We start from the raw sequence: 13,418 nt of genomic DNA on the forward strand, positions 1-13,418 counted from the left end.
AACTTGCGATCGCAATCAAGGTAAAGCGACACGAAGTATCAGCCATCCGACGGCAGCCCCTGCGCGAGGCCGCGAAAGCGCAGCGGCGCCAGGGCTGACGCCCGCTGCCACCAATCGGCGACGCGGTCGTCGAGCGCGGTGGTGCCGCGGCCCTGGCCGGGGAATATCCGGATCTGCTGGATCGCCTCGGCCTCAAACACCCTGCCCTTGCGCGTGATCCTGAGGGCGGCGCCCTCGCGGTCCCGCTGGGTCAGCGGCACCAGAAGACGGCCGCGCGGACGGAGCGACTCGAGCCAGAGCGGATGGGGCTGCGAGAAGCCGGCATGCACGATGATGACGTCGGCGGGCTCGCCGATGTCCTCGCATCCGTCGCCGTTGACGACCGTGACGTTGCGATATCCGCGCAAGTGGTTCGCGGCGCGGGCCGCGAGCCGATCGTCGCACTCGATCGCGCATACGCTGCCCTTCGGACCAACCATTTTTGACAGCACCGCGGAGAAATAGCCTAGTCCGCAGCCGATCTGCACGACGCGGTCTTTTTCCCCGACATCGAGCACGTCGATGAAATGCGCCCACAGGCTCGGCAGCCCCGTGTCGAGCCTGCGACGGGCGTCGATCGCGACCAGCACATTCTCGTAGAGATGAATGGGATCGGCATCGCGCGTCAGCCGGTAGCTGCGCGCCGCCTCGCCCTTGATGCGCCAGGGTCCTCTCGGCAGAAAATCCTCGCGCGGGACGGTGGCAAGCGCCTCGAGCAGGCGCTTTGAGGAAATCCGCTCGCGTTTTGCAATCCTCTCCACATAGCGCGCACGCGCGGCGGCGAGATCGCTCATGTCAAGGCGCGGCCTGTTCACGAACGAACGCGTCCGCGCCGAGTTCGTTGACCAGCTGCATCGCCTGCTTCAGGTCCGGCGTATGGAATCCCTCGCTGAACTTTCCGACAACGGGCACGAGCAGGAGACTTGCGGCCTCGCGCTTGCCGGTCTCGAGCCATATCCGCGCGAGGCTGGCCGCGGTGCGAAGCTCCCAGGACAGCGCGCCCTGCCTGCGCGCGACTTCCAGCGAGAGGCCGAACAGATCCTCGGCCTCCTGTACCGACGCCGGCTCGCCGTCCGATAGCGTGATCTCGCCTTGCAGGCGATAGACTTCGGCGAGGTAGGAGTGATCGCCGGTCCGTCTTGCGGTCGCGAGCGCACCGTCGAGGGCACGCAAGGCGGCGTCGCGCATCCTGACCTTTGAATAGGCCTCCGCGAGCAGACAGCGGAACCAGCAGCCGGCGAGCCAGGAATCCATCGCCTCGTACTCGTCGAGGCCGAGGCGCATCTGGCTGAGCCCTTCTTCGGCTTCGCCGAGCTGCGCCAGCGCCCAGCCGCGCAGGATCGCCGCCTGCTGCTTCCAATGCAGGAAATTGTGCTCGGTGGCGATGATCATGGCGCGGTTGGCGTGGTCGCGCGTGCCCTCGACGTCGCGCAGATGCTGGCAGAGATACGCCCCGAATACGAGCGCGAAAGCGAGGGTGAACGGATGACGCATCTTCTCCGCATTGGCGATCGCCTGCTCGCTGTGCTGCCGCGCCGCATCGGGTCGGCCGAGGAACCATAGCAGGTAGCCGAGATAGGACAGCGAGACGACGCCGGGATCGGTGCCGTGCCGCTCCATCAGATCGGAATGCAGATCGGGGCTGTAGAGGCTGATACAGCGATGCAGGTGATGTTGCGAGGCGGCAAAACGCCCGCGATAGAGCATGGTCATCGCGATCGAGCGGTGCGCTTCCATCAGGTACCCGGTCTGCTGTGCCGGCTTCGCCCGCTCGTTCAGCCGCGCGCGCTTGGCGAACCTCAGCAGCTCGACGCTGAGATCGTGCGCGCGGGTGAGATCGGCCCGGATGAAATGGCAGACCCAAAGGCCCCGGGTCGCAGCGAAGGCCTTTTCGTCGTCATCGAGCTGCTGGCCTAGCTCGAGCGCGCGGATGTAGTTCTCCTCGACCTCCTGCACCGCATAGCCTTTGGCCGCGATCAGCGCGTTGCCGAGCGCAATGCGCAGCTCGAGCTCCGTTTCGTCGGCGCCCTGCATGCGGGCATTGGCCTGCACGACGCTGAGGCCCCGGCGCAGATGGCCGATCGCTTCCAGATTGGCACCTGTCTTGGCCGCCTGCTTGCCGGCCTTGAGCCAGAAGCTGGCGGCGCCCTCGCTCTGGCCGGATTCGGTCAGATGATGGGCGAGCAGCTCCGGTTCGCGCTCGGTCTTCTCCGGATACATTTCGGAGAGCACCTGGACGATCCGGGAATGCAGCTTGCGGCGCTCGCTGTGCAAGAGGCTCGCATGGGCGGCGTTCTGGATCATCACGTGCTTGAAGGAGTAGAGCGCGTCGGGCGGATGGCCGCGCCGCATGATCAGCCCCGCCTCCTCCAGGTGATTGAGCGCAGCCTCGATCTGTTCGGCGGGCGTGTTGGCGACCGCGTGGAGCGTCTCGTAGGAAAACTCGCGGCCGATGGTGGCGCCGATCTGCGCGATCCGCTTGAACGGCCCCATCCGGTCGAGCCTCGCCATCAGCGAGTCCGTCAAGGTTGCCGGGATTGCGAGCTGCCGCCACGGCCCCGACAGCACGTAGCGGCCGTTGCGCTCGGTCAGCAGGTTGGATTCGAGAACCGTCTTGGTCAATTCTTCCAGGAACAGCGGCACGCCGTCGGTCTTGACGATGATCTCCTCGACGACCTCCTTGGGCATCTCTCGCCCGGCGACGCGCTCGACCAGCGTCGTGCGGAGCTGCCGGCTCAGACGGTTCAGGACCACGGTGGTGATGTGCGAATGCGCGTTCCAGCTCGGCTGGAATTCGGAGCGCGCGGTGACGGTGACCAGGATCGGCCGGTTCTGCACGCGTTCCACCAGCAGGTCGATCACCTCGCGGGAGGTCGGGTCGATCCAGTGCAGATCCTCGAACGCGACCACCAGCGGCATCTCGCGCGCAAGGCCGAGGAAGTGACTGACCAATGCCGCGACGGTCGCGTCCTTCTGCTGCTGCGGCGACAGCCCGAGCGGCGGATAACGATCGCCGGTCGGTATCGACAACAGCGCGGCAAACAGCGGCGTCACCTGCTCGACGTCGCCATGAGCGGCGGCGATCGCGGTCTCGAGGCTCGCCAGCGACACTGCGGAGGAATCCTCCCGGTCGAGGCCGAGGGAGAATTTGAGCTGCTCGACGAACGGATGGAATGCGGTGGAGGTGTAGTAAGGCGAGCACTGGAGCGAGACTTGCCCATGGCGGTCGCCCGATATCCGCTCGAAGATTTCCTGGATGATGCGCGACTTGCCGATCCCGGGCTCGCCGAACTTGACGACGACCTGGCCGTCGCCGTCCTTGGCCTGCTGCCAGCGCCCCATCAATAGCGCGATCTCCTCCTCGCGGTTGACGAGCGGCGTCAGCCGCGTGCCCATGGCTGCGGCGAAGCGGGTCTCCACCCGCGAGGCGCGCACCACGTGCCAGGCCTGCGCCTTCTCGGAGATGCCCTTCAGCTCGTGAACGCCGAGATTGTGATAGTCGAACTTGCCCTTCAGCAGCGCCTGCGTCGAAGCGGAGATCACGACGCCGTTGGGCGGCGCCAGGGCTTGCAGGCGCGCAGCGAGATTGACGGTCTCTCCGACCGCGGAGTCGCGTTCTTCGGTGCCCTGCCCGACGAGGTCGCCGACCACGACGAGGCCGGTCGCGATCCCGATGCGGACGGCGGGTGAATGGCCGAGCGCACCGCGCGGCTCGACCGCGCGCGCCGTCGACAGCACCCGCACGATCTCGAGTCCGGCACGCACCGCGCGCTCGGCGTCGTCCTCATGTGCGGTCGGATAGCCGAAATAGACCAGGATACCGTCGCCGACGAAACGGGCGGCAAAGCCCTCGTAATGCTTGACCACGCGGACGCAGGTCTCGCGAAAGCCAGCGATCATGTCGCGGACGTCTTCCGGATCGAACCGTGCGGAAAGCGAGGTGGAATCCACCATGTCGCAGAACATGGTGGTAAGCTGGCGCCGTTCGGCTCCGACCTCAGCCCGTGGCTGTGGAGGCACCGCCGCAGTTGGCGCCGGCGCCGTTTCCGCCTGAAACAGCGCCGCCATGGCCCGCTGAAGTCGCTTGCGATCGCCGAGCGGCAACCCGAGCTCGACCAGATCGGACTCGGTCAAGTCCCCCAGGACGTCGAGATCGAGACGGTGCTGCGCGAAGAGATCGGTGTAGTGCCCGAGGCCGATGCCTTCGAGCCAGCGCCTCAGCTCGCCTTCCGATCCCGTGTCCGGCTCATTCTCCAGCATGGTGATTCTGCCCGACCATCACTCCGTCGAAGGGCTTCAGGGCCCCTTCAACCACAGATTTCGGAGCCAAAACTTCACCTCGGACTGGACGCGTTCCCCAACTTCTTGGAAGAATAGCTCAATCGGATCAAAAGGGAATGGCGTTGTCGGACATTGCATCCGGAGCAGGCGCGGGATCAACCGGTACGACGGGCGAAACCAACATATTTGCGCATATCAGCGGCCTTCTCGAATTTCATGCCCACAAGACACCGGCGGCGCCCGCACTCCTCGCCCCCGGCCGTCCGCCCCTCAGCTACGGCGCGCTGGGCGGATCGATCCGGCAACTGGTCCGCACCTTGCGCGAACTCGGTATCGGCCCGGCAGGCCGCATCGCGGTTGCGCTGCCACGCGGCGCCGACAGTGCGCTGGCGCTGATCGCGGTCGCCTCGACCTGCGCCTGCGTCCCCGTCAATCCCGATCTGACGGCGGACGAGCTTCAACGCTATTTCAGTGAGTTGAAGCTGACGGCGCTCGTGACCCGGGCCGGCATGAACTCGGCGAGCCGCGACGCTGCCAGGACGCTCGACATCCCCGTGATCGATTTCGTGGCGGGACCGGTCGACGATCTCGGTGGCTGCGCGTTCATCGCCCAGACGATCGGTCCGGCGCAAGCCGGCGGCGGCGCGCGTGGCGAGGACGATGCATTCATCCTCCTGACGTCAGGCACGGCGGCGCGGCCGAAGATGGTACCGCTCACCCATCGCAACGTCTGCCTGTCCGCCTACAATGCCGGCGATGTGCTGTCGCTCACGTCGCGCGATCGCCTGCTCAACGTACTCCCGCTGTTTCATGCTCATGGATTGATCTCCGGTCTTCTCACGGCGCTGGCCGCGGGCTCCAGCGTGATCTGCACCGACGGTTTCGACGCATCGTCCTTCTTCGACTGGATGCGGGAGCTGCAACCGACCTGGTACACCGCGGTGCCGACGATTCACCGCGCATTGCTGACGGCGGCGGAAGCGAACCCGGACCGTGCGCGGTCGTCGTCGCTGCGCGTGATCCGCTCGGCCTCGGCCTCGCTCGCGCCTGCGATCCTGGGAGGGCTGGAGGCGACGTTCAGCGTTCCCGTGCTCGAAACCTATGGCATGACCGAAGCGGCCTCGCAGATCGCGGCCAATCCGTTCGAGCTGCGCAAGGTCGGGTCGGTCGGCCGCGCCGCCGGGCCCGAGATCGCGATCATGGACGAGACCGGCCGCGCGCTCGCAAGCGGCGAGCGCGGCGAAATCATGCTGCGCGGGCCGAACATGAGCCGCGGCTACTATAATGACGATGCGGCGACGCAAGCGGCGTTCCGCGATGGCTGGTTCCGGACCGGCGACCTCGGCTATCTCGATGCCGACGGCTATCTCTTCATCGTCGGCCGTCTCAAGGACGTCATCAACCGCGGCGGGCAGAAGATCTCGCCGCTCGAGGTGGAGGACGTCCTGCTGAACCATCCGGCGGTGCTGGAGGCCGGCGTGTTCGCCGTCCCGCACGAGAAGCTCGGCGAGAATGTCGCCGCCGTCGTGGTGCTGAGACCGAATTCCGAGGCGAGCTCGGACCAGCTGCGCCAGTTCGCGCGCAAGCGGCTCGCAGCCTACAAGGTGCCGAGCCTGATCCGCAGCGTGGCCGCGCTGCCGAAAGGCGCCAGCGGCAAGGTCAAACGCAACGCCCTGGCCGCGCTGATCGCGACGGCAGAAGGCAGTGACGAGACCCGGCTGCCGCGCAATGCGATGGAGACCCAGCTCGCCGGGATCTGGGCTGATCTTCTGGAGCTACCGCAGGTCGGTGCCGACCAGGACGTCTTCGCGCTCGGTGCGGACTCGCTCGCGGTGACACAGATGCGCTCGCGGCTGCGCGAACGCTTCGATGTCGACTTCTCGTTCGAAGACATCTTCGATTGCCCGACGGTCACGGCACTTGCGGCCCGGATCGAAACCGCAGCAAGCCGGCGCGAAACTGCGCTGCCGGCCTGGCAGCACGTTGCGGCCGCCGACGCGCCGCTGTCGTTCCAGCAGCAGCGGATGTACCTCCTCTCGCGGCTCGACCCGACCCGCTACAATTACAACGTCGTCGAAGTCGCGCTCCTCAAAGGCGCGGTCGACGTCGCCGCGCTTTCTGAGAGCCTCGCTGCGATCTGCACGCGTCACGAGGCGCTGCGCTCGGTCTTCATCGAACGCCAGGGCGAGCCGCTACAGCTCGTGCTGTCATCGCCGCCGCGGTTCGAGCGCATCAAGCTCAAGCCCTGCCCTGCGGAGAAGCAGATCGCGACCGTCAAGCGCTTGGCGCTCAAGCTGGCGCAATATCCGTTCGACCTCGCCCGCGAGCCGCCGCTGAAGGTCACGCTGCTGTCGTTCGACAAGAACAGCCACGCGCTGGTGGTCAACGTCCATCACCTCGTCACAGACGGCTGGTCGCAGCGGCTGTTCTGGGAGGAGCTCGCCGTCCATTACGCTGCGGCGCGCAAGAAGCAGCCGGCGGCACTGCCTGCGCCTGCCTTCCAGTATCGAGACTTCGCGCTCTGGCAGCAGAGCTGGGCGCGGACGCCGGCGGCGAAGGAGCAGCTCGACTATTGGACGGCCCAGCTCAACGACGTGACCACGCTGCCGCTCCGAACCGACAGGCCGAGGCCGGAAGTCTGGAGCGGGCACGGCGCGCGCCACTATCTCGAAATCTCCGGGCCGCTGTCGGCAGACCTGCGCGCGCTGAGCCAGAACCAGGGCGTCACACCGTTCATGACGCTGCTCGCGGCTTTCCAGTGCCTGCTGTTCCGCCACACCTCGCATGAGGATGTCGCCACGGGCTCGTTGATCGCCAACCGCAACCAGATCGAGAGCGAGCGGCTGATCGGGCTGTTCGCCAACACCCTGATCCTGCGCAATGATTTTGGCGGCGATCCGAGCTTCGGCGAGATGTTGCGGCGGGTGCGGCAGGTCACGCTGGACGCCTACCGCAACCAGGACCTGCCGATCGAGGAGGTGTTGCGCGCGTTGCAGATCGCGCGGCGGAGCGACGGCAACCCGCTGTTCCGGATCATGTTCATCCTTCAGAACGCCTCCATCGAGACGGCACGCTTTCCGGGCTTGTCGACGCGGCGTCTGGAAGTCGATCCCAAAGTCGCGCGCTTCGACATCACGCTCGAACTGGTCGAGGCCGATGGGCGCTTCACCGGCTTCTTCGAATACGCCACCGATCTGTTCGACGCCGCGACGATCGAAGGCATGGCCGCGCAGTTCAAGACGCTGCTGAAGGCGGCCGTCGCCAATCCGGAGCAGCGCATCTCGCGCCTGCCGCTCCTGACAGAGTCCGAACGCCGTCGACTGCTGGCGCAAGGCCGGGGCGTGCCGGCCGATTTCGCCAAGCGCGGCAATCTGGTCGAGGGCTTCGACCGCCAGGCGAAGAAGACGCCGAACGCTGTTGCGGTGTCGGACGGCAGCACCTGCCTGACCTATCGCGAGCTGGAGCGCCGCAGCCAGGCGATCGCGCACTGGCTGGCCGGCCAAGGCGTCGGCGCCGAGACGGTGGTCGCCTTGCTGGCGGAGCGCGGACCCGATCTGCTCGCCGCGATGATCGGGGTGCAGCGCGTCGGCGCGGCCTTCCTCAATCTCGATCCGGCCCTGCCGCCGACCCGCCTCGCGACCATCCTCGGATCGAGCTGTGCCCGCGTGCTGCTGACCGGACGGGCTCAGTCCGCCATGGTCGAGGCCCTGCTCGAGCCGCTGGTCGAACGCATCCAGGTGGCCGCGCTTGAAGACGCGATTGCCTCAGGGGTGACCAGGCCCGCTCGCGCCGCACCGCGGGCCGCCTCCAGCCTCGCCTATCTCATCTATACGTCCGGCTCCTCCGGCGCGCCGAAGGGCGTCATGATCGAGCAGCGCGGCCTGTCGAACCATCTGGCCGCGCTCATCTCCGAACTCGACCTCTCCGCCACGGACGTGATCGCGCAGACCGCGCCGCAGAGCTTCGTCATCTCGGTCTGGCAGTTCCTGGCCGGGCCGATGGTCGGCGCGCGCGTGCATGTCTGCGGCAACGCGATCGTGCAGGACCCGATCCTGCTGGCGCAGGAGATGGAGCGCGAGGGCGTCACGGTGCTCGAGATCGTGCCTTCGCTGCTGCGAGTCATTCTCGATCGCATGGACGAGGCGCCGATGCTGCGCGCCTTCTCCAGATTGCGGCTGCTGATCTCGACCGGAGAGCCGTTGCCCGTCGACCTCTGCCGCGCCTGGTTCGCCCGCTGCCCGAGAGTGCCGATGATCAATGCCTATGGCGCGTCGGAATGCTCCGACGACGTCTCCCTGCATCGCCTGACCAAGCCGCCGGCGACCGCGACGGGCAACGTTCCGGTCGGCGCGCCGCTGCCGAACACCCAGCTCTACGTGCTCGACGCCAACCTTGAGCCGCAGCCGGTCGGCGTCACCGGCGAGCTCTGCATCGGCGGCGCCGGTGTCGGACGCGGCTATATCAACGATCCCGCGCAGAACAAGCAGCGCTTCCTGCCCGATCCGTTCTCGCGCCAGGCTGCTGGCCGGCTGTACCGGACCGGCGACCTCGCCCGCCGCCGCGCCGACGGCACGATCGAGTGCCTCGGCCGCGCCGATCATCAGGTCAAGGTTCGCGGCTACCGCATCGAGCTCAAGGAGATCGAGAACGTGCTTGCCGAGCATCCGAATGTGCGCGTCGGCGTCGTCGAGCCCCGCCGCGAGGCGAGCGGCGACGTCAGGCTGATCGCCCATGTCGTCGCAAGGCCCGGCAGCCGGAGCAGCGCCAGCGAGTTGCGCGAGTTCCTGAAGGGCAGGCTGTCGGCCCACGCCATCCCGTCCGCCTTCCTGTTCCTGGATCAGGTGCCGCTCAACGCTCATGGCAAGATCGACCGGTCCGCGCTGCTGGCGTCCGCCCCGCCGGAAACGTCCCGGCCGGATGCGGCAATGCCTGCGCGGCGCTTCACCGAAAAAGTGCTCTCCGACATCTGGATCGACCTGCTGAAGGTCGAGAGCATCCGTGTCACCGACAATTTCTTCGACCTCGGCGGCCATTCGCTGCTGGCTGGCCAGGCGATGGCGCGCGTCGCCCGCGCGCTCGGCCTGTCGCTGCCGATCAAGACCATCTTCGAGGCACCGACGATCGAGGAGCTTGCCCGGCGGGTGGACGAGGCCGCGGCGTCGAGGCCGCACAAGCCAGCCGCAAGCGGGCCGCGATTGGCTGCGAGCGGGCCTCCAGCGCTTTCCATCGCGCAGGACCAGATGCTGCGGATCGAGCGGAATCTGCCGGGGCTGCCGCTGTTCAACCTGCCCTTCGCCTTCCGTCTCGAGGGCCCGCTCGATTCGGCCGCCCTGGCCAAGGCGATCGATGATGTCGTGCGCCGGCACGAATCGCTGCGGACCGCGTTCGCCTGGAACGGCGATGAGCCCGAAGGCCGCATCGTACCGCCTCGCACGCTTGGCCGTGTCATGACGGTCGAGACGATCGGCGACGGTCATCCCCATAACAACAAGCGACGCAAGGCGCTCGAACTCAGGAAGATCGGTCTCTTGATCGAGCGGGAGACCTATACCCCGATCGACACCGCGCGTGCGCCGCTGCTGCGCGCCCGGTTGTTGCGGCTCCACGACGACGATCATGTCCTGCTGCTGACGCTGCATCACGCTATCGTCGACGGCTGGTCGATCGGCCTGCTATTCGAGGAATTGTCGAACCGTTATGCGGCGCTGGCCGGATATCCGTCGGTGCCATTGCCGCAGCAACCTCCGGCCTTTGCAGCTGTCGCACGCTGGCAGCGCTGGTGGTGCGGCACCGACGCCGCGCGCCGTCAGGCCGCCGAATGGACCGAGAATCTGCGCGGAGCGGGGCCCCTCTTCGACGGCGAAGCGCGCCCGGGCGCGTCCACCGGACATCACCCGGTCGGCCTCGAACGTGAGCTGGTCGGCCGGCTCACGGCATTCGCCGGCCAGCAAAGCGCCACCCTGTTCATGTGCCTGCTCACTGGTCTGAAGGCCATGCTGCTGGCCCGGACCGGCCGCACCGACATCATGGTCGCGACCGCCATGGCCAATCGTGCCCAGCCGGACACCGACCGAATCATCGGTCCGTTCGAGAACACGGTGATCATCCGCACGACAATCACGCCGGACCTGTCGTTCGCGCAGGCCCTGGCGCGGGTGCGCCAGAGCGTGCTCGACGCCCATGCGCGGCAGGAGCTGCCGTTCAATGTCCTCGCCGATCATCTGGAGCGGGAGGGGGTCGATCCGGCCTCGCTGCTCCAGGTCTACTTCACGCTACAGAATCCGCTGCGCCAGCCGCTCGATCTCCCGGATCTCGCGACAGGATCTATCGGTAACATCGCGCGCGAAGGCCAACCGGTGCTTCCGATCGACCAGACGTGGCTGTCGCTGATGCTCAAGGAACGCCCGACCGGCATCACCGGCTCATGCAACTACAAGCGCGAGTTGCTCGAGGGGCGAATGATCGGCAAGTGGATGGAGGATCTCGTCGCGCTGCTGACGGCGGCCCTCGCCCAACCCGACGCACCGCTCGGCCGGTTGCTCGCTCGCAGGGCGGCCTGAGCGCGTCACACGGACGAGCGCGGCTTCACGAGCCAAAGGTGTGAATGATCAAGTTGCGTCTTGATTATTCGGCGTCGCCGCGCGAGATTATTCCCGCGTTTTGATTTGGACGATTATTTTCAAATCGGGGGAGTGTTATGGGTTTCATCAAATTTACCAAGGGCACCGCGTTGAGCGACAAGGACCGCAAGGCCCTGCAAAAGTTGCTGACCCAAGAGAAGAAGAAGCTGCAGTCGGCGCTCAAGGACGTCGACGCCAGCCTGGCGTTGCTGGGCGGATCGAAGAAGGCGAAGAAGAAGAAGAAATAATTCGCCGGCCGGGACGCCGCACGAATCGCTGGACCTCAACTTTCGGGCTTTCGCTTTAGGGGTTGGGCCGCTCGCTCGTCGAGTCGGGGTCTCGCACAAGCTTGCGCCTGTAAACCGGCCTGGAAATCGACAAGAATTCGCCCGGGTGGACCGTTAGGAAGAGTTCTCACGGTTGATTCTTGCTGAGCTGATTCTTCAGTCGGGACCGGGGATTGGGCCTCGCCTGACGCCTTGGATCATTTGATGGCAGACGACAGAATTGAACTCTTTGTCGGGCTGATCGAGACCATCGACGCGCCGGGCGCGGTCGAGGCGTACCGGCGCATGCTCTCGGTCGAGGAACGGGCCCGGGCCGATCGCTTCATGTTCGAGCGGCATCGACGGCAGTACATCTTCGCGCACGCCATGTTGCGCCTGGCGCTGTCGCAGGTCGCCTCCAACGTCGCGCCCTCCGACTGGTCGTTCGGCGCGGGCCACTATGGGCGGCCGTTCGTCGCGGCGCCGGTCACCCCGACCCCGCTGCATTTCAGCCTGTCACATGCCGACGGCTGCGTCGCCTGCGTGGTGTCGCGCCATGAGGCCGTCGGGGTCGACGTCGAAACCGTGTCGCGGCGCGTCGCGCCGCTCTCGACTGCGCTTCGCTTCTTTGCGCCGGAGGAGGTCGAGACGCTGCGCGCGCTGCCGGAACCCGCAGCGATCGAACGCTTTTTCGATTATTGGACGCTCAAGGAGGCCTATCTGAAGGCCAGGGGCTTCGGGCTCAATTTGCCGCTCGACGCCTTCGCGATGCAGGTGTCGGGCAAGGCCATCGAGATCAGCTTCAAGCCCGACATCGCCGACGACCCGGACCGCTGGCGCTTCTCGCTGTGCTCGCCATCGCCCTCGCACCGCCTGGCGATCGCCGACGGCTCACGCGCGGACGGCGGCCTGCCCATCAGCCGCAATGCCTGGCCGCTCCGGGAAGCGGCGGAATGACGGCCTCGCGGCTGCGTATCTTTCCCGCGATCTCCCGCAACCGCGATCCCAAGGCCTATGTCGGCGAGCTGATGCGGGTGTCCCAGTTCGCCGATCGCAACGGCTTCGAAGGCATCCTGCTGTTCGAAGGCAACGACGCGTTCGTCGAACCCTGGGCGATGGCCCAGCACATCATGGCAGAGACGACACGATCCTCGCCGCTGATCGCCGTCAATCCGGTCTACATGCACCCGTTCACGGCCGCGAAGTTCGTTTCGTCCTTCGCGCAGCTCTACGGCCGCAAGGTCTATCTCAACATGATCACGGGGACGGCGGTCAGCGACTTGCACGGGCTGGGCGACGACCAAGCGCATGCCGATCGATACGTTCGGCTCGGCGAATACGTCGCGCTGATGCGGCAGTTGCTGGCAAGCCCGCGGCCGGTCAATTTCGCGGGCCGGTTCTACCGCGCCAGCAATCTGCAACTTCGCCCTCGCTTTCCCGCCGAGCTGAAGCCGGAGTTCCTGATCGCCGGCCAATCCGAGGCGGCCCAGCGCGCCGCGAACGACACCGGCTGCATCAAGATGCAGATGCTGCCGCCCGACCTCGATCGCGGGCTCGACGCAGCAGGCATGAACTTTGGAATTTTCGCGCGCGCGGACCGCGACGAGGCGCGGCAGGCCGCAAAGGCGCGCTTCTCCGACAATCCCGATGATCGCGTGCTGCTCGCGCTCACGGTGGAGAACAGCGATTCCGTGTGGAAGCGCCGGCTCTATGAGGGGCAAAGCGGCGAGCTTCAGGACAACGGCTACTGGCTGTTGCCGTTCCTGACCTTCCAGGCCGACTGCCCCTATCTCGTCGGCAGCTATGACGAGATCGGCGCGAAGCTGAAGCAGTTTGCGGCGAAGGGCCTGACCACGATCATGCTGGACATGGTGGCCGACGAGGCCGAGATGCAGCACGTCTGCAAGGCGCTCGCAGCGAGCGGGATGTTCTAAAGCATGATCCGGAAAAGTGCGCAGCGGTTTTCCGAAAAGATCATGCTTAAACAACAACCTAAAGCGCGATAACGATTCGTCCTAATCGCATCGCGCTTTAGACCAGGTTCTTCTCCCTCTCCCCGCACGCGGCAGGGCTATCGCAGATGAGTTCTTGGCAGGGCCTGAGCGCGCGCCTCGTCCTTCGAGACGGCGCTTACGCGCCTCCTCAGGATGAGGCTAATTGGCGTCAGTGCCCGTTGAAACTGCTGCCGCGCACTCCGCCCTCATCCTGAGGG

The 13,418-nt window shown here is 66.3% G+C and carries 6 protein-coding genes; 4 read left to right on the top strand and 2 right to left on the bottom strand.

The window, feature by feature from the left end; translation table 11 throughout:
* Window positions 1-38 precede the first annotated feature (38 nt).
* Window positions 39-833, bottom strand: coding sequence for a protein-L-isoaspartate O-methyltransferase family protein (locus AX729_RS29925; RefSeq protein WP_061027772.1), 795 nt, complete (start codon window positions 831-833; stop codon window positions 39-41).
* A 1-nt stretch (window position 834) separates the two neighbouring features.
* Complete coding sequence (locus AX729_RS29930; protein ID WP_061027773.1) at window positions 835-4,299, bottom strand: ATP-binding protein; 3,465 nt, start codon at window positions 4,297-4,299, stop codon at window positions 835-837.
* Window positions 4,300-4,436: 137 nt separating this feature from the next.
* Here AX729_RS29930 and AX729_RS29935 point away from each other — a divergent pair, with 137 nt between their 5' ends.
* The 4 genes from AX729_RS29935 (at window position 4,437) to AX729_RS29945 (ending at window position 13,140) form a co-directional block, all read left to right on the top strand.
* A complete protein-coding gene (locus AX729_RS29935) occupies window positions 4,437-10,880 on the top strand; it encodes a non-ribosomal peptide synthetase (RefSeq protein WP_061027774.1) in 6,444 nt (2,147 codons plus the stop codon).
* Between the two features lie 137 nt (window positions 10,881-11,017).
* A complete protein-coding gene (locus AX729_RS40750) occupies window positions 11,018-11,188 on the top strand; it encodes a hypothetical protein (RefSeq protein ID WP_197433710.1) in 171 nt (56 codons plus the stop codon).
* A 243-nt stretch (window positions 11,189-11,431) separates the two neighbouring features.
* Complete coding sequence (locus AX729_RS29940) at window positions 11,432-12,163, top strand: 4'-phosphopantetheinyl transferase family protein (RefSeq protein WP_061027775.1); 732 nt, start codon at window positions 11,432-11,434, stop codon at window positions 12,161-12,163.
* The gene (locus AX729_RS29945) at window positions 12,160-13,140 is read left to right on the top strand and encodes an LLM class flavin-dependent oxidoreductase (RefSeq protein ID WP_061027776.1); all 981 of its coding nucleotides are present in this window, start codon (window positions 12,160-12,162) and stop codon (window positions 13,138-13,140) included. The genes AX729_RS29940 and AX729_RS29945 overlap by 4 nt, the downstream gene beginning before the upstream one ends.
* The last annotated feature ends 278 nt before the right edge of the window (window positions 13,141-13,418 follow it).

This window comes from Bradyrhizobium sp. CCH5-F6 (assembly GCF_001556045.1).
Classification (GTDB): domain Bacteria; phylum Pseudomonadota; class Alphaproteobacteria; order Rhizobiales; family Xanthobacteraceae; genus Bradyrhizobium.

Coding starts and splice junctions, on each gene's coding strand:
- AX729_RS29925 (WP_061027772.1), bottom strand. CDS start 833: ATGAGCGATCTCGCCGCCGCGCGTGCGCGCTATGTGGAGAGGATTGCA.
- AX729_RS29930 (WP_061027773.1), bottom strand. CDS start 4,299: ATGCTGGAGAATGAGCCGGACACGGGATCGGAAGGCGAGCTGAGGCGC.
- AX729_RS29935 (WP_061027774.1), top strand. CDS start 4,437: ATGGCGTTGTCGGACATTGCATCCGGAGCAGGCGCGGGATCAACCGGT.
- AX729_RS40750 (WP_197433710.1), top strand. CDS start 11,018: ATGGGTTTCATCAAATTTACCAAGGGCACCGCGTTGAGCGACAAGGAC.
- AX729_RS29940 (WP_061027775.1), top strand. CDS start 11,432: ATGGCAGACGACAGAATTGAACTCTTTGTCGGGCTGATCGAGACCATC.
- AX729_RS29945 (WP_061027776.1), top strand. CDS start 12,160: ATGACGGCCTCGCGGCTGCGTATCTTTCCCGCGATCTCCCGCAACCGC.